The following is a 16,244-nucleotide window of genomic DNA, read 5'->3' as shown; positions in this document are numbered from 1 at the left end:
TAAGTGACATTAGGAATGTATTTTTGAAAAAACTGACAATGAAAAGAAAAGTAGATCTGGTTGTAGTTTCTGATGTTCATTTAGGAACTTATGGTTGTAAAGCGAAGGAATTGTTATGTTATTTAAAATCTATCAAGCCCAAAACCCTTGTCCTTAATGGGGATTTTATCGACATCTGGCAGTTTAAGAAGAGTTATTTTCCCAAAAGTCATCTTCAGGTGATTAAGTATATCCTCAATCTTTCTTTAAACGGATGTAAAGTCATTTATATTACAGGAAATCATGATGAATTTCTCAGAAAATTTTCACCCATGAATTTTGGAAAAATTTTATTGATGGATAAAATAGTGATGGATTTACACGGGAAGAAAGCATGGTTTTTTCATGGCGATGTATTTGACGCCTCTGTACAGCATTCAAAATGGATTGCGAAACTGGGCGGCATTGGATATGATTATCTGATTCGCCTGAACAATTTTTCTAATTGGATTTTATCATTGATGGGAAAGGAAAAATACTCTTTTTCCAAAAAAATCAAAAACAGTGTAAAGAAAGCCGTCAAATTTATTACCAACTTTGAAGAAACTGCTTCTGAACTGGCTATTGAAAATAATTTTGACTATGTCATCTGCGGACATATTCACCAGCCACAAAAAAGAATGGTTGCCAATCATAAGGGAAAATGTATGTATCTGAATTCAGGAGACTGGATTGAAAATCTTACTGCTCTGGAATATCATTATGAAGAATGGAGTATTTATACCTACGATCCTTCCCACTTTACCATTACAGAAGAAGAGGATATTGACCTGAAACAGGAAGAAGAACTTATGAAAATTTATGCACTGCTCAAATGAAAATACTATATGCCCTCCAAGGTACGGGAAACGGGCACATTGCCAGAGCTAATGAACTGATTCCTAAATTCAAACAAGTCGCTGAGGTTGATGTATTCGTATCCGGAAATAATACTCAGCTTCCGTTAGATGGCTTTTACAAGCAAAACAAAGGACTTTCGCTTTTCTATTCCAAAAAGGGCGGACTTGATTATAAGAAAATTGTAGTCAAAAATTCACTGACACAGTTTTCCCGGGCGATTCTAAACTTTCCCATTCAAGAGTATGATCTTATCATTAATGATTATGAGCCTATCACGGCTTATGCCGCAAAATGGCATGGAAAAAAAATCATCGGACTCAGTCATCAGGCAGCTATTTTTTATGAGAATGTCCCAAAACCTCCCGGTAAACATCCGGTAAGTAAGCTGATTTTCAAAAAATATGCCCCAACAGATATTTCATACGGATTTCATTTCCAAAAATACCATGATGATATTTTTTATCCGATTTTAAGACAGCAGATAAAACAGCTGCAAACTGTTACGGGTTCCTATTTCTTAGTGTATTTACCGAGTTTTAATGATGTTGTTTTACAGAAAATTCTTACCCAAATCCCAGAGGTACACTGGTTGATTTTTTCTCCTTTTAAAAAAAATCCTGAACGCTATCTCAATGTCTCCTTTTACCCTATTGATCAGGAACTGTTTTTTAAAAAATTGGCAGCTGCGCAAGGTGTTTTGTGTGGTGCCGGATTTGAATTTCCCGCTGAAGTACTCTATCTGAAAAAAATGTTATATGTGATTCCTATTAAAGGACAGTTTGAGCAATACTGTAATTATGCCGCATTGACAAAAATGGGCGTAAGCGGTTCAGAGGATCTGAACGTTTCGAAGATCAGAAACTGGATTGATTCCCAAAAAATCATAACCGTTGATTTTGAGGATGAATCAGAAAAAATCATAGAAAAGGTATTCATAAATAATCCGCTATAAATCGATTTATTCTTCCAAAAAGACAAAAAAAAGCTGAAACCACTGGTTTCAGCTTTTTTATCAGATCGCTTACAAAGGAATATTGCCGTGTTTGCGTTTTGGTGTGTCAACCACTTTATTTTCAAGCATGGTAAATGCTTTAATAAGCTTGCGTCTTGTATCCTGTGGAAAAATTACCTCATCAATAAAGCCACGCTGCGCAGCTCTGTATGGGTTGGCAAATTTCTCTGCATATTCAGCTTCTTTTTCTGCCAGTTTGGCTACTGAATCTGCTGCTTCCGCAATTTCTTTCTTAAAGATAATTTCTGAAGCTCCTTTTGCTCCCATTACTGCAATCTCTGCTCCAGGCCATGCAAAGTTAAGATCTGCCCCAATGTGTTTGGAATTCATTACATCATAAGCTCCTCCATAAGCTTTTCTTGTAATAACGGTTACTTTAGGCACAGTTGCTTCTGAAAGGGCATATAATAATTTAGCTCCATGTACGATAATTCCGTTCCATTCCTGATCGGTTCCGGGAAGGAAGCCAGGAACATCTACCAATACCAGCAATGGTATATTGAAAGCATCACAAAAACGAACGAATCTGGCTGCTTTAATAGAAGAATTTACATCTAAACATCCGGCAAGAAACATAGGATTATTGGCTACGACTCCTACTGACTTTCCTCCGATACGAGAAAAACCTACAATGATGTTTTCTGCATAGTTTTTATGGATTTCAAAAAAGGAATCTTCATCGATGATATGATTGATTACTTCATGCATATCATACGGTTTATTCGCATTATCCGGAACAACCGTATTGAGTTCTTCTCTGTATTCTTCTACAACCTGATAAGGCAAATCAGCAGGAATTTCAGTATTATTCTGTGGAATATAGCTCAATAGTTTTTTTACATCTTCAAGGCATGCTATATCGTTTGCTGAGGTAGTATGTGCAACTCCTGATTTAGTAGAATGCGTAGAAGCACCTCCTAATTCTTCTGAAGTAACGGTTTCATTGGTTACCGTTTTTACTACATTGGGTCCCGTTACAAACATATAAGACGTATTTTCTACCATCATGGTAAAATCTGTCATTGCAGGAGAATAAACGGCTCCTCCGGCACAAGGTCCCATGATAGCAGATATCTGAGGAATCACACCGGACGCCTGCACATTTCTGTAAAAAATGTCTGCATAACCTCCTAAAGAACGTACTCCTTCCTGGATACGTGCACCACCAGAATCATTTAAACCAATCATCGGAGCTCCCATTTTAAGAGCCATTTCCATTACTTTACATATTTTTTCAGCATGAGTTTCAGACAATGCGCCTCCAAATACTGTGAAATCCTGTGCAAAAGCATATACAAGACGTCCGTTTACATTTCCATAACCGGTAATAACACCATCGCCTAAGTAATGTTCTTTATCCATTCCGAAATCTTTGGTACGATGGGTTACAAAAGCTCCTATTTCTTCAAAAGAGCCTTCGTCAAAGAAATACTCAATGCGTTCGCGCGCCGTAAGTTTCTTTTTTGAATGCTGGGTTTCTATTCTTTTTTCGCCGCCTCCTAATTTAGATTCGGCAATTTTATCTTTTAATATATTGAATTTATTGGATTCCATTTTTACAGTTGGTTTGGTAATCTTACTATTTTCTGGTCTGTTAGATATTGTTTCAATGCGATCAAAGCAGCTATCTCCGCCTCTTTAGCCTGATGTTCTTTAATGATATCCGCGCTGTAATATTTTTTTACAAAATTGGTATCAAAGTTACCTGAAACAAATGCTTCATGCTCAAAAACAAATTTTCCGAAAGGAAGCGTGGTACTTACTCCTTCAACTTTGTAATCTTCAATGGCTTTTAACATCAACTGAATCGCATCTTCTCTGTCTTTTCCATAAGTGATCAGTTTTGAAAGCATCGGATCATAGTATATAGGCACATCCATTCCCTGTTCAAATCCGTTATCAACACGTACACCTTCCCCTTCCGGCAAACGATATACTTCCAGATTACCAACAGACGGTAAGAAGTCGTTCATAGGATCTTCTGCATAAACCCTTAATTCCAGAGCATGTCCTTTGATCTTAAGATCTTCCTGTTGAACGGGTAATTTTTCTCCCCGTGCAACGCGAATCTGTAGTTCTACCAAATCCATTCCTGTAATCATCTCTGTTACCGGGTGCTCTACCTGTAAACGGGTATTCATTTCAAGAAAGTAAAAATTCTTGTTTTCGTCTAACAGGAACTCAACTGTACCCGCTCCAACATAATCACATGATTTGGCTACTTTTACAGCTGCCTCTCCCATTGCTTTTCGAATTTCAGGTGTCAATACTGCGGAAGGAGCTTCTTCTATCACTTTTTGATGACGTCTTTGTACTGAACATTCTCGTTCAAAGAGATAAACAATATTTCCATGGGTATCAGCCATGATCTGAATTTCGATATGTCTTGGTGAACCTACATATTTTTCAATAAAAACAGAACCATCCCCAAAAGCAGAAGTTGCTTCTGAAATGGCTCTCTGCATTTGATTTTCAAATTCTTCTTCCTTTTCAACGATACGCATTCCTTTACCTCCACCACCTGCAGATGCTTTGATAAGAATAGGAAATCCTACCTCTTTGGCTACTGCTTTGGCTTCATCAATATCAGTAATGGCATGATCTAATCCCGGCACCATAGGAATGTCATACGCTTTAACCGTTTCTTTTGCTGCAAGCTTGCTTCCCATAATATGGATGGCATGAGAACGAGGACCTATGAAAGTGATGTTGTTTTTTTCTGCTAATTCGGCAAAATCAGCATTTTCAGAAAGAAAACCATATCCCGGATGAATAGCATCTACCTGTAGCATTTTTGCTACTTCAATGATTTTATCCCCTAAAAGATAAGACTGATTTGACGGTGCTTCACCTATACATACGGCTTCATCAGCAAATTTCACATGAGGAGATTGTCTGTCGGCTACAGAATATACTGCTACCGTTTTTATACCCATTTTTTTTGCGGTTTTCATTACCCGCAGGGCAATTTCTCCGCGATTGGCTACTAATATTTTTTTCATGTTTTACTCAAATTCAATTAATAACTGTCCTTTTTCAACGGCCTGTCCTTTGTTTACTGCAATGGACTTTATGATACCGGAACGAGGGGAATCAAAACTGTTTTCCATCTTCATTGCTTCAAGAATCAGAAGATTTTCACCCTGCTGTACTTCTTGCCCTACTGATACATTGATTTCGAGGATCAATCCCGGCATTGGTGCTTTGATCGCATTGATGAGTTTTGCAGCACCAACTTCAAACCCCATTTCTTTAATAAGCTGATCCAGTTTATCGGCTATTTCCACTTCATACGCAGTATTATTAACTACTACTGTGTATTTCTTTGCATTGAAATCTTTAGAAGGAATCGTTGCTTTGTAAGAGGTATTGTGATGTAAAACATGAAACTCGTCCTTGTAGTTTTTTACGGCATCCAATGTTGCTGCCTGATTTTCAGAAAACTCAAACGTATCTGTCTGATTTACTGAAATCTTGAAAGTATGACTCATTATTGTTATTGTTTTTTTTAAGAATGTAAATTTATTGAAATAATAAATTTTCTCAAAAGATACTATATTAATTTTAAATGGAATAAGAAAAATTTAATTGTTTAAAAGAGCCTTTTTATAAACGTCAAGCGCCCTTTCTCTCGCTTGTCTATGATCTATTATCGGCTCAATATAGCGCTGTGTTCCATATTCCGGAACCCATTTTTTTACATAGTGAAGCTGTTTATCAAACTTTTTTGTCTGCTCTTCCGGATTAAAAATCCTGAAGTACGGAGCTGCATCACAGCCACAACCCGCTGCCCACTGCCAGTTACCATTATTGGCAGACAGATCATAATCCAGTAATTTTTGAGCAAAATAAGCTTCTCCCCAACGCCAGTCAATCAATAAATGTTTGCACAAAAAACTTGCTGTAATCATGCGCACCCGATTGTGCATAAATCCGGTTTCATTGAGTTCTCTCATACCTGCATCTACAATCGGATACCCTGTTTTTCCCTGACACCAGCGTTCAAATTCTGCTTCATCATTTTTCCAGGGAATACGTTCATATTTTTCCTTAAAACAGCGGTGTACTACTTTAGGAAAATGAAAAAGGATTTGCATAAAGAACTCTCGCCAAATAAGTTCATTGAGCCAGATTTCATTATGTTTTAACGCAAATTGAACACATTTTCTGATGGAAATAGTTCCAAACCGCAACGCCACTCCCAGATGTGTGGTATGGTCTAAAGAAGGGTAATCTCTGTAATGATCGTAAGTATCTATTATGTTTTTATCTAGTACAGGTACTGTATATTGAATGGCTGTTTTCTCAAATCCGATTTTATCCAAAGATGGGGGATCAGAAGGCTCTGTTTTGTATAAATGAGAAAGCAGTTTTTCCGATTCATATAAATATAGCGGTTTTTCTTTCAATAATACTTTCCACTTTTTGGAATACGGTGTAAAAACAGTATAAGGTGTTGCATCCGATTTAAGTATTTCATGTTTCTCAAATACTACCTGGTCTTTATATCCTGAGAAAAGAATATTTTTTGACTTTAAAAAAAGAGCGACTTCTTCATCTCTGTGTATCGCCTGGGGTTCATAATCCTGATTGGTGATGACCTCATGAATCGTATAGGTATTTACCAGTTCCTCAAAAACCTGTAAGGGCGTTCCGTAAGCTATATGTAAAACACTTCCATATTCTGAAAACCTTTTGTTTAGTTCTGTAACCGCCTGATGGATATAATCAACGCGAAGATCATAAGAATTCTCTAATCTCTTTAATATTGTTGTATCAAAAATAAAAACAGGTAAAACAGGATGACCTGATTGCAAAGCTTTATAAAAACCATGATTATCATCAATCCGCAAATCGCGTCGGAACCAGAAAACAGTTATTTTTTGTTGTGTGTTACTCATAAGTATCTATTAAATCATATGATTATACCAAAAACCAGATTGCTAAGAAATTTTGAAATCGATATATAGAATTTCGGCTAATGCTATAAAATCAATAAACCAACCGTACGGTTGGTTTATTGATTATTCTAAAACGGAATAATCACCGATGCTTACGTTTGTAAACTTACCATTGAATACAGCATGGTTTCCAATCATGGCATTGTCTAATGCTGCATTTTTGATAACTGCATGCGTTTGTATCAGACTATTTTTTATCGTAGCATTCTCTATTGAACTATGGTTTCCTACCGATACATTTGGACCGATTGTTGCATTTTTGAGTACGACATTTTCACCGATATAACAAGGCGGAATAATCGTAGCATTTTCTATAACAACTGTTTTAGAAACTAATTGCTCCCCGTCTTTATCCAGGAAGTTCAGCATGCGATTATTAGTATCAACCGTTACGTTTTTATTACCACAATCCATCCATTCCTCTACTTTTCCGGGAACAAATTTCAATCCTTTCTGTTTCATATTCTCAAGAGCATCTGTAAGCTGATATTCACCACCTTTAGCAATATCATTATCCAAAAGATACTGGAGTTCCATACGCAGGTTTTCTGCTGATTTGAAATAGTATATACCAATGATTGCCAAATCAGATATAAACTCTTTTGGCTTTTCAACAAAATCTATAATTTCATTCTTTTCGTTGAGCTGCACTACTCCGAATGCAGCAGGATCATCTACTGCTTTTACCCAGATTACACTATCAGCTGTCTGATCAAGTGTAAAATCTGCACGAAATAAAGTATCTGCATAGGCTACTACAACCGGTCCCTGCATACTATCCTTAGCACATAATATAGCATGTGCAGTACCCAAAGCTTCATTTTGATAATAGATCGTTCCTTTTGCTCCTAATTTTTGAGCAATTGCCAGTAAATCTTTTTCAACCTCTTTGCCAAAGCTTTTATGTATGATAAAAGCAATTTCTTCTACAGATTCTTTTAGGACTTTTGTGATGTCTTCTACCAAACGATGTACGATTGGCTTTCCGGCAATTGGGATTAATGGTTTTGGTATTGTTAGAGTATGTGGTCGTAATCTTGACCCACGCCCTGCCATTGGAACTATAATTTTCATTGTTTCGTTTGTTTTGTTTGTTATTTTACGCCTGTGCTTCCGAATCCACCGGCTCCTCTTTCCGTTTCAGTCAACTCAGACACTTCCATCCATTCTGCACGCTCATGTCTGGCAATAATCATCTGAGCGATACGCTCACCATCCTCTATAACAAAAGCTTCATTTGACAGATTGATGAGGATGACTCCAACCTCTCCGCGATAATCTGCATCTATTGTTCCTGGTGAGTTTAAACATGAAATCCCTTTTTTCAAAGCTAAACCGCTACGGGAACGTACCTGTGCTTCATAACCAATTGGTAATTCCAGAAACAGTCCTGTTGGTACCAGTATGCGCTGCATAGGCTGTAAGGTTATGGTTTCAGAAATATTGGCCCGTAAATCCATTCCGGCAGAAGCGATGGTTTCGTAGCTTGGCAATGCATGTCTGGAGTTGTTTATGATTTTTATTTTCATTTTAAAATTCTTTGAATTAGTTTTTGTTCTTTATAAGCAATAAGGGCAATAAACAGCAATAAGAATGTTATTCCTACGATATAGTTTTCTCTAAAATTATAAAAATATATATATGAGAAGAGTACTGAGGAACCCAAATAAAGTCCTATGGCTTTTTTATCATAAGGAATCGGATATGATTTTTGTCCCAATATATACGATACAGTCATCATAAATGCATACGCAATCAATGTAGTGATCGCAGATCCCAAAATACCGAGATATGGGATAAGTATAAAGTTAAACAGAACCGTAACCACAGCTCCTGCTACAGAAATATAAGCTCCTATTTTTGTTTTATCCTGTAATTTGTACCAAACAGACAAGTTGGTATAAATTCCCAACATCAGATTGGCAAGGATAATATACGGAACGATTTCCATCGCAGACCAGAAGTTTTCATTGGTGATATAAAACTGTTTGATGAAATCGGCGAAAACAATGATGACTAACATCATAAGACTCCCACATAACACAAAATATTTGGTAATAGTAGCATATTTTGTAGGGGCATCGTCATTTTTGGCATAACTGAAAAAGAAAGGCTCTATTCCTAACGTATACGCCATACGAAACAACACCATAAATACACCTAATTTATAGCAGGCTCCATAACGGGCTACATCAAATACAGCGGTTTCTTCAGGTAATAACTCTTTTAAAAATACTTTATCAAATGTTTCATTTACTACGAATGCCAACCCGGCAATCATAACCGGAAAACCATAAGTAAGCATATCTTTCCACAATTGAATATTGAAATGAAAACGCAGTTTCAAATAATATTTAGACAATACTATAAGGGTAAATATACTTGCTATAAGATTTGACAGGAACACATAGCCCACTTCAAAATGAGGTCTATACATTGCTTTAAAAAATTCAGAACCGGTTTCTTTAATGATGATCGGCAACAAGTATAAAAAGAAAATGGTCAGCAACGCATTGACTGCAACATTCATTATTCTTATTGCACTGTATTTTACAGGTCTTTGATGTGCTCTCAGTATAGCAAACGGAATTACAACCAATGTATCTAATACTAAAATCCATAAGAGAAAAGTGGTTACAACAGGTTGAATTTCGAAATAATGATCAATCTCATTTTTAAAAGAAAGGCTATCCCTAAAAAAACAAAAGAAACGAGAAACAAGTACCATATAGAATTGTTGATAACTTCCTTTTTATTTTCGCGCTTATTGTAAAATCTGAAAAAGGCCGTTTCCATACCAAATGCGAGAATGACGTTGAAAAACATCATCCAGGAGAAGATTAGGGTATAATTTCCGTAGGCATTGTCCGGCAACCATTGCATGTGCAAAGGTGCCATAATAAAACCGATCATCTTTGGTATCACTGCGGCGATACCATAAATCAATGTTTGTTTAAATAATTTTTTATAGACACTCAATTTTTTTCACTTATTCTTTAAAATACAAGGGATTTAAATAGGATTTTATTTCTTTATAAGAAAACTTTAATTCCGTCGGTCCTTGTGCATACGGAGCAATTTCATAATGATTATATCGCACAATCAATTCGTCTTTGTTGATGATGATGTTTTCTGCCAGATAGAATTTATCATCTTCAAACATATACCCTTTCTCATTAAGAGAAACATTTTCTTCGAGATGGTTCATGGCATAAAACTTTTTCTTTGCAAGGTTTTTAAACCCTTCATAATTTACGAAAAGGTCTTTTTGAGCAACTTCTTTACCCGTAGTCAAGTCATAAAAGACAGAAATAACTCCCTGACTTCCATGAGCACCACCTGTAAAAGTATAGTGATCCATATCTATATTTACCAGCTCTTTTCCAAAGACGGTGTATTTGCTTTCTATTTTTGCCTCCCAGGGTACCGGTTCATTTGGAAATTGTTTTTTGATATCTTCGTAAGAAGTGATGAAGGAGTTTATTGCTTCTTCATATGTCTTAAATCGCTCGTTGTCCTGATCAAATACGACAATTTCTTTTACGATATCAAAAACCTGCTCATTGATTCTTTTAGAAACAGAATCTTTACTTAAAGCATGCGGAATTTTTACGATTACTTCTGTACAAGCCCCTTCTTCACATGGCAAAGTTGACTTTTGTTGGTAAGTAACCATCTCAAAAGCGATTTTTTGCTGCTTTTTGCAGCTGAGTAAAACAACTGAAAAACAGATTAATAGTATTATTTTCTTCATCTAATGCTTTTTTTAATTTTAATACAAAGCTATAATAATTGCGTCAGATTGGAGTATATTTGTATTAGTTTTTTTAAAAGCTCTTATTATGAAATTTAACACTAAAGTTATACATGGAGGACAGCAGCATGATCCTTCTACAGGAGCCGTTATGCCTCCTGTTTATCACACTTCTACATTTGCTCAAAAAAGTCCGGGTGTACATACCGGCTATGAATACAGCCGTGCAGACAATCCTACCCGTACTGCTCTCGAACACGCTCTTGAAAGCATTGAAAACGGAGCGCGTGGACTGGCTTTTTCATCGGGACTGGCAGCTATTGACTGTGTAATGAAATTACTAAAACCCGGAGATGAAGTTATCGCTATGGATGATCTTTACGGAGGCACTTATCGTCTTTTTACCCGTTTTTATGAAGACATGGGGATTCGTTTTCATTTTATCAGCATGAATGATTTGGCTGATTTTGAAGCTAAGATCAATGAAAAAACAAAGTTGGTATGGATTGAAACCCCTACGAATCCGTTGATGAAGCTTGCTGATATTGAAGCCATTGCCAAAATCACTAAGAAACATGGGGTTTTATTCGCTGTTGACAATACATTTGCTACTCCATATTTACAAAAACCTTTGGATCTGGGAGCTGATATTGTGATGCACTCTGCTACCAAATATCTCGGAGGTCACTCTGATGTGATTGCCGGTGCTCTTGTTATCAAAGAAGAAGCATTAGGAAAGCAATTGCATTTTACACAATTTGCCACCGGAGCTACATTAGGTCCACAGGAAAGCTTTTTGGTATTGCGCGGTATTAAAACGCTTCACTTACGAGTAGAACGTCATTGTTTTAACGGACAGAAAGTAGCTGAGTTTTTAGAACAACATCCATTAATTGACAAAGTATTGTATCCGGGATTAGCTTCTCATCCACATCATGAATTAGCTAAAAAACAAATGAAAGGCGGATTCGGAGGAATGGTTTCATTTACTTTTAAATCAGGAGCAAAACAGGATGCTGTTTCTTTCTTAGAAAAGCTTAAAGTATTTACACTTGCAGAATCTTTAGGAGGCGTAGAGTCGCTTGCGAATCATCCGGCTTTGATGACACACGCTTCAATTCCAGCTGAAAAACGTGCTGAAATAGGCGTTACCGACGACATGGTACGTTTGAGTGTAGGAGTTGAAGATATTGAAGATCTCATCAGTGATATCGAACAGGCATTGAATGCCAACTAAAAATAGCTGCCTATCGGCAGCTATTTTTAGTTTGGTCAGTTACTAAGTCGCATTTATAAAGAAATGTATGGGTAAAAAATTGTATCTTACATCCTTTAAATTGAAAAATCATGAAAAAAATAATTCTTACTATAGCATTTATAGCTGTAGCCCATGCAGGCTTTGCACAAAGCGATGCTTTTAAAAAAGATCTTAAGAAATTAATTGAAGTTTCAGGAGGTGGTCTGGAACAACAGATGAAGCTTATGGAAGGTCAGCTGGCTCCATATGTTTCTAAAGAAAAATTACCCGCCATCATGAAAGATATTACGGCAGAGATGGATAAATTAAACGAAAAAATAGTAGCTATTTATGCGAAACATTATACACCCGAAGATGTAAAAGAATTATTAGCTTTCTATAACTCCCCTCTTGGAAAAAAGCTAACAAGTAAGACTCAGGAGATTACTCCGGAGGCCTTAAACGCAAGTACAGAATTTCAGACATCCATCCAGGGTATTGTTTTAAAACATATGCAATAAAAAAATCCGCTATTCAGCGGATTTTTTATTTTATGCTTCACAACTCTGGCAGGTAACCAGATTGGCAACAAATTCTTTAGAAACACTCTGACTACGTTGGTAGTATAATGTTTTCACTCCAAGCTTCCACGCTTCTATCAATAGAGTATTTACTTCTTTGATAGGAATATTGGAAGGTATATTAATGTTCAGACTTTGTGCCTGATCAATGTATTTCTGACGAAGAGATGCCTGTAATATAATTTCGTACTGGCTTATTTCTTTGAATGTTTTGAATACATCTTTTTCTTCTTTAGTCAATTCATCCATGTGTTGTACACTACCGTGGTTCAACATGATGCTTCTCCATGTTTCTTCGTTGTCAATACCTTTTTCAATCAGCAATGCTTTAAGGTATTTATTTTTACGCATGAAGTTTCCTTTTGCCAGACCTGCTTTGTAATAGTTACTGCTATATGGTTCTATTCCGGGAGATGTTTGCCCTAAAATAGCCGAAGAAGATGTTGTAGGAGCTATAGCCATCAAAGTCGTATTTCTTCTTCCGTACCCTTTTAATACTTCCGGTTCTCCATAAATCTTTGCAAGATCCTGAGATGCTTTTAATGATTTTTCCTGAAGTTCTTTAAAGATTTTATTGGTCAGCATTTTTGCATCTAAACTTTCAAATGGAATTCTGTTCTTTTGCAGATAAGAATGCCATCCCATAACTCCCAATCCTAATGCACGGTGGTTTTTGGCAAATTTGTTGGCAGATGCCAGATAATAATTCCCTTCCGTTTTTGCGATGAATTCAGACATTACCGCATCCAGAAAATAGGTTGCCAGTTTTACAGCCTCTGTATCTTTCCATTCGTCATAGAGTTCTAAATTCATAGAAGATAAACAACAAACAAACGATTCGTCTTCTGATGAAGGCAGTGCTATTTCTGAACAAAGGTTACTTGAAGAAATCTTCATTTCTTTGTCAATATATACTTCCGGTTTGTTTCTGTTGACGTTGTCGGTAAAAAATAAATAAGGCAATCCTTTTTGCTGACGACTTTCTAAAACTCTTGCCCAGACTTCTCTCTTCTCACGATCTCCTTCAATCATATCCTGCATCCAGTAATCCGGGATACAAACTCCGTAAAATAAGTTTTGGATCGGGTTTCCGATGTCTTTGATCTGTAAAAATTCTTTAATATCCTGATGGTCTATGTCCAGATAAGTAGCAAATGCTCCTCTACGTACACCTCCCTGTGAAATGGTATCCATTGCCGTATCAAACAATTTCATAAAGCTTACCGCTCCACTACTCTTTCCGTTATCGGTTACTGCACTACCACGCTCTCTTAACTCTCCAAAATAACCCGAAGTACCACCTCCGATCTTGGTTTGCATGATTACTTCTCCAAGTTTATGCGTAATACTTTCAATATTATCTGGCACATATACATTGAAACAAGAGATTGGCAATCCTCTTTCTGTACCCATATTAGCCCAGATAGGAGAACTCAAACTCATCCATCCCTTTTCTATCATTTCAATAAAGGCTTCCGCTAACTCCGGTTTATATAAACGTTGAGCAGCAGCAGTTGCGATACGCTCAATTGCTTTTTGAGTCGTCTCTCCTTTTAATAAATATCCTCTATTTAAAATTTGCTCACTTTCTTCATTGAGCCACCATAATCTTTCTGTGGTTTCCATAGCTAATTAAAATAAATCGTCTGCTGTAATACTTTTGTCATGTTTTGTATAATCTACCGGTCTTTTTGCAAAGAAATCGTCCAAACTGTTTGCAAAGATTTCTTCTTCAAACCAGACCATCGGACTGTAATCATGCTCGCTTACATTGTATATTTTTTTCAATCCGATTTGTTGTAATGAAGTATCCAAACGATATTTCATAAAGTTGATCAGATTTTCTTTTGAGATGGTATCTAAACCTCCATTTTCAAAAATCCAGTCGAGTATTTCGCTTTCAATGTTTATGGAATGTTTTACAATTTCATTAATTTCTTCTACAGTTGCTTCATCAAAATAAGCAGGAAATTCTTCTTTGATTTTGTTGATGATATAGATCCCTGCGTTAGCGTGAATCTGTTCATCTACTGAAGTCCATGCAATGATATTGCTTACGTTTTTCATTGCTCCTTTGAAACGTGTAAATGACAATATGATGGCGAACTGACTGAACAAAGAAACATTTTCAATAAGAATCGTGAATAAAATCAAGGATTGCATATAGTTTTTCTTATCATCAGCCTTGGAATGTTGTAAAGCGTTTGAAAGATACTGGATTCTCTTATTGATCACAGGAATTTCTACTACTTTCTCAAACTCATTGTTATATCCCAATACTTCTAACAAACGGGAATACGCTTCTGAGTGACGAAACTCACATTCCGCAAAAGTACTTCCCAAACCATTGAATTCCGGTTTTGGCAAATGGTTGTATAAATTACCCCAGAATGATTTCACGTTTACCTCAATCTGAGCAATTGCCAACAAACTTCTTTTTACAATCTCACGTTCATTTAAGGTAAGATGCGAATGAAAATCCTGAATATCTGCAGTAAAATCTACCTCAGAATGCACCCAAAAAGATTTATTAATAGCATTTGTAAAATCCAAAATTTCAGGATATTCAAATGGTTTGTAATTTATACGTTTGTCAAAAATACTCATATCGAAAGCTTTTATTTTGTTAATGGTAATACTGTCTTATTTTTGAATTCCTCTAAAGAACTGCCGAATCTCTTCACAAGGCTTATTGCTGCTGAAGAATAACGGCAATATTGGAAAGATAAATATGAAAAACACTCATAAACAAGCATTTAAAAACTGTTATATTTCCCTCTAAAAGATTTTTAAAGATACTTATTAATCTTTCCATTCATAAAAAAACCTCCAAAATGTTATCCACAATTTGTACTCAAAATGTTCAAAAGATTTTTATTATTTTGAATAAATATTCGATTATTTACGTTATCTACCTATATTTGTCTAACATAAAAATAGATATGAAATTTTCTTATTCCTTATTCCTGTTATTCTTTTCAACTGTTTTGTTCGCACAGAATGAGGCCTGGAAAGGATATTTTTCGTACAATACGATAAGAGCTATTTCTGCCTCAGAATCAAAAACCTATTTTGCTACGGAAAATGCTCTCTTTTCTGTAAACGAAAATGTTTCAGAAAAAGACATATATAACACCATTAACGGATTTCAACTCAACGACATTACCAATCTTATCTATAGTGAAACTTATAAAAAGCTTGTTGCAACCAGCTTATCAGGCAGAATTGTCATTGTAGATGAAGCAACCGGTACTATTTCAAATCTGAACGATATCTATAACAAGCAATCGTTATCAGGAGCTGAAAAACAGATTAACAATATTGCTATAGCAGCCGGGTATGCCTATTTGGCAACCGGGTATGGAATTACCGCAATCCGGCTAAATGACAATAATTTTGGTGATTCTTATTATATAGGAGATAACGGTGCTTCTGTAAAAGTAACAAGTGTTGCAGTTATCGGCAACCGGATTTACGCTAATATCGAAGGTGTCGGCATCAAGTCTGCTTCTTTAAACACTAATTTGATTGATTATACCAACTGGACATTTTATAATACAGAAAACTGGCTGGATATTATTAATTTTCAGGATCAGCTTGTAGGCGTAAAAGAAGATCTTAGCATTCACAGAATTAATGCGACCGAAACAGTATCTTTCGGACAGGTGTTTGAAAATTTTATCCGTTTGTCGGTATTCAAAAATAATCTAACAGCTACTTCTACTTATAACTCCCTTAGTTATGATCAAAATTTTAACACCGTTTTTACCTATGGAACGTCAGCAAATGCAAAGGATTTATAATGCTTCTCTTTTGAAAA

The 16,244-nt window shown here is 36.0% G+C and carries 17 protein-coding genes; 5 read left to right on the top strand and 12 right to left on the bottom strand.

Annotation, left to right across the window (positions count from 1 at the left end):
* The first annotated feature begins 38 nt into the window (after nucleotides 1–38).
* Both QW060_RS00085 and QW060_RS00080 read left to right on the top strand, forming a co-directional pair.
* Nucleotides 39–857, top strand: a complete 819-nt coding sequence (locus QW060_RS00085; RefSeq protein ID WP_290361704.1) for a UDP-2,3-diacylglucosamine diphosphatase — start codon at nucleotides 39–41, stop codon at nucleotides 855–857.
* Nucleotides 854–1,831, top strand: coding sequence for a glycosyltransferase family protein (locus QW060_RS00080; RefSeq protein ID WP_290361703.1), 978 nt, complete (start codon nucleotides 854–856; stop codon nucleotides 1,829–1,831). The genes QW060_RS00085 and QW060_RS00080 overlap by 4 nt, the downstream gene beginning before the upstream one ends.
* Nucleotides 1,832–1,900: 69 nt before the next feature.
* Here the strand turns inward: QW060_RS00080 and QW060_RS00075 are convergent, their stop codons facing one another.
* The 9 genes from QW060_RS00075 to QW060_RS00035 all read right to left on the bottom strand — a co-directional run bounded on the left by QW060_RS00075 (nucleotide 1,901) and on the right by QW060_RS00035 (nucleotide 10,606).
* Nucleotides 1,901–3,445: an acyl-CoA carboxylase subunit beta gene (locus tag QW060_RS00075; protein WP_290361702.1), complete on the bottom strand. Its 1,545-nt coding sequence runs from the start codon at nucleotides 3,443–3,445 to the stop codon at nucleotides 1,901–1,903.
* A 2-nt stretch (nucleotides 3,446–3,447) separates the two neighbouring features.
* A complete protein-coding gene (gene accC, locus QW060_RS00070; RefSeq protein ID WP_290361701.1) occupies nucleotides 3,448–4,893 on the bottom strand; it encodes an acetyl-CoA carboxylase biotin carboxylase subunit in 1,446 nt (481 codons plus the stop codon).
* A 3-nt stretch (nucleotides 4,894–4,896) separates the two neighbouring features.
* Nucleotides 4,897–5,382, bottom strand: coding sequence for an acetyl-CoA carboxylase biotin carboxyl carrier protein subunit (locus QW060_RS00065; RefSeq protein ID WP_290361700.1), 486 nt, complete (start codon nucleotides 5,380–5,382; stop codon nucleotides 4,897–4,899).
* 93 nt (nucleotides 5,383–5,475) lie between these two features.
* Nucleotides 5,476–6,792: a cryptochrome/photolyase family protein gene (locus tag QW060_RS00060; RefSeq protein WP_290361699.1), complete on the bottom strand. Its 1,317-nt coding sequence runs from the start codon at nucleotides 6,790–6,792 to the stop codon at nucleotides 5,476–5,478.
* A 123-nt stretch (nucleotides 6,793–6,915) separates the two neighbouring features.
* Nucleotides 6,916–7,926 (bottom strand): sugar phosphate nucleotidyltransferase, encoded by a 1,011-nt coding sequence (locus QW060_RS00055; protein WP_290361698.1) that lies wholly within the window; start codon nucleotides 7,924–7,926, stop codon nucleotides 6,916–6,918.
* Nucleotides 7,927–7,946: 20 nt separating this feature from the next.
* On the bottom strand, nucleotides 7,947–8,381 hold the full coding sequence (dut, locus tag QW060_RS00050) for a dUTP diphosphatase (protein WP_290361697.1): 435 nt from the start codon (nucleotides 8,379–8,381) through the stop codon (nucleotides 7,947–7,949).
* The gene (locus QW060_RS00045) at nucleotides 8,378–9,580 is read right to left on the bottom strand and encodes an MATE family efflux transporter (protein ID WP_290361696.1); all 1,203 of its coding nucleotides are present in this window, start codon (nucleotides 9,578–9,580) and stop codon (nucleotides 8,378–8,380) included. Before QW060_RS00045 ends, dut begins: the two co-directional genes overlap by 4 nt.
* Nucleotides 9,487–9,831, bottom strand: a complete 345-nt coding sequence (locus tag QW060_RS00040; RefSeq protein ID WP_290361695.1) for a lipopolysaccharide biosynthesis protein — start codon at nucleotides 9,829–9,831, stop codon at nucleotides 9,487–9,489. Before QW060_RS00040 ends, QW060_RS00045 begins: the two co-directional genes overlap by 94 nt.
* Nucleotides 9,832–9,841: 10 nt before the next feature.
* Nucleotides 9,842–10,606 (bottom strand): DUF3298 and DUF4163 domain-containing protein, encoded by a 765-nt coding sequence (locus tag QW060_RS00035; protein ID WP_290361694.1) that lies wholly within the window; start codon nucleotides 10,604–10,606, stop codon nucleotides 9,842–9,844.
* An 88-nt stretch (nucleotides 10,607–10,694) separates the two neighbouring features.
* Between QW060_RS00035 and QW060_RS00030 the strand changes: the two genes are divergently transcribed.
* Both QW060_RS00030 and QW060_RS00025 read left to right on the top strand, forming a co-directional pair.
* Nucleotides 10,695–11,843 carry a cystathionine gamma-synthase gene (locus QW060_RS00030; RefSeq protein WP_290361693.1) on the top strand — a complete coding sequence of 383 codons (1,149 nt, stop codon included), beginning with the start codon at nucleotides 10,695–10,697 and terminating at the stop codon, nucleotides 11,841–11,843.
* Nucleotides 11,844–11,953: 110 nt separating this feature from the next.
* Nucleotides 11,954–12,364 carry a DUF2059 domain-containing protein gene (locus QW060_RS00025; RefSeq protein WP_290361692.1) on the top strand — a complete coding sequence of 137 codons (411 nt, stop codon included), beginning with the start codon at nucleotides 11,954–11,956 and terminating at the stop codon, nucleotides 12,362–12,364.
* Between the two features lie 30 nt (nucleotides 12,365–12,394).
* Here QW060_RS00025 and QW060_RS00020 read toward each other — a convergent pair whose 3' ends face one another.
* From QW060_RS00020 to QW060_RS00010, 3 genes are read right to left on the bottom strand one after another with little or no spacing between them, the layout of a single operon-like run.
* The gene (locus QW060_RS00020) at nucleotides 12,395–14,050 is read right to left on the bottom strand and encodes a ribonucleoside-diphosphate reductase subunit alpha (RefSeq protein WP_290361691.1); all 1,656 of its coding nucleotides are present in this window, start codon (nucleotides 14,048–14,050) and stop codon (nucleotides 12,395–12,397) included.
* 6 nt (nucleotides 14,051–14,056) lie between these two features.
* Nucleotides 14,057–15,031, bottom strand: a complete 975-nt coding sequence (locus tag QW060_RS00015; RefSeq protein ID WP_290361690.1) for a ribonucleotide-diphosphate reductase subunit beta — start codon at nucleotides 15,029–15,031, stop codon at nucleotides 14,057–14,059.
* Nucleotides 15,032–15,042: 11 nt separating this feature from the next.
* Nucleotides 15,043–15,180 carry a hypothetical protein gene (locus QW060_RS00010; RefSeq protein WP_290361689.1) on the bottom strand — a complete coding sequence of 46 codons (138 nt, stop codon included), beginning with the start codon at nucleotides 15,178–15,180 and terminating at the stop codon, nucleotides 15,043–15,045.
* Nucleotides 15,181–15,258: 78 nt separating this feature from the next.
* Between QW060_RS00010 and QW060_RS00005 the strand changes: the two genes are divergently transcribed.
* On the top strand, nucleotides 15,259–16,227 hold the full coding sequence (locus tag QW060_RS00005) for a PorZ beta-propeller-like domain-containing protein (RefSeq protein WP_290361688.1): 969 nt from the start codon (nucleotides 15,259–15,261) through the stop codon (nucleotides 16,225–16,227).
* Nucleotides 16,228–16,244: the final 17 nt, after the last annotated feature.

This window comes from Paenimyroides ceti (assembly GCF_030409925.1).
The sequence above is the reverse complement of the archived record's forward strand: the minus strand, read 5'-3'. Positions and strand labels throughout refer to the sequence as shown.

Bases quoted from the DNA above. Each gene is read 5' to 3' on its own strand.
- QW060_RS00085 (WP_290361704.1), top strand. From the start codon at position 39: ATGAAAAGAAAAGTAGATCTGGTTGTAGTTTCTGATGTTCATTTAGGA.
- QW060_RS00080 (WP_290361703.1), top strand. From the start codon at position 854: ATGAAAATACTATATGCCCTCCAAGGTACGGGAAACGGGCACATTGCC.
- QW060_RS00075 (WP_290361702.1), bottom strand. From the start codon at position 3,445: ATGGAATCCAATAAATTCAATATATTAAAAGATAAAATTGCCGAATCT.
- accC (WP_290361701.1), bottom strand. From the start codon at position 4,893: ATGAAAAAAATATTAGTAGCCAATCGCGGAGAAATTGCCCTGCGGGTA.
- QW060_RS00065 (WP_290361700.1), bottom strand. From the start codon at position 5,382: ATGAGTCATACTTTCAAGATTTCAGTAAATCAGACAGATACGTTTGAG.
- QW060_RS00060 (WP_290361699.1), bottom strand. From the start codon at position 6,792: ATGAGTAACACACAACAAAAAATAACTGTTTTCTGGTTCCGACGCGAT.
- QW060_RS00055 (WP_290361698.1), bottom strand. From the start codon at position 7,926: ATGAAAATTATAGTTCCAATGGCAGGGCGTGGGTCAAGATTACGACCA.
- dut (WP_290361697.1), bottom strand. From the start codon at position 8,381: ATGAAAATAAAAATCATAAACAACTCCAGACATGCATTGCCAAGCTAC.
- QW060_RS00045 (WP_290361696.1), bottom strand. From the start codon at position 9,580: ATGGTACTTGTTTCTCGTTTCTTTTGTTTTTTTAGGGATAGCCTTTCT.
- QW060_RS00035 (WP_290361694.1), bottom strand. From the start codon at position 10,606: ATGAAGAAAATAATACTATTAATCTGTTTTTCAGTTGTTTTACTCAGC.
- QW060_RS00030 (WP_290361693.1), top strand. From the start codon at position 10,695: ATGAAATTTAACACTAAAGTTATACATGGAGGACAGCAGCATGATCCT.
- QW060_RS00025 (WP_290361692.1), top strand. From the start codon at position 11,954: ATGAAAAAAATAATTCTTACTATAGCATTTATAGCTGTAGCCCATGCA.
- QW060_RS00020 (WP_290361691.1), bottom strand. From the start codon at position 14,050: ATGGAAACCACAGAAAGATTATGGTGGCTCAATGAAGAAAGTGAGCAA.
- QW060_RS00015 (WP_290361690.1), bottom strand. From the start codon at position 15,031: ATGAGTATTTTTGACAAACGTATAAATTACAAACCATTTGAATATCCT.
- QW060_RS00010 (WP_290361689.1), bottom strand. From the start codon at position 15,180: ATGCTTGTTTATGAGTGTTTTTCATATTTATCTTTCCAATATTGCCGT.
- QW060_RS00005 (WP_290361688.1), top strand. From the start codon at position 15,259: ATGTTATCCACAATTTGTACTCAAAATGTTCAAAAGATTTTTATTATT.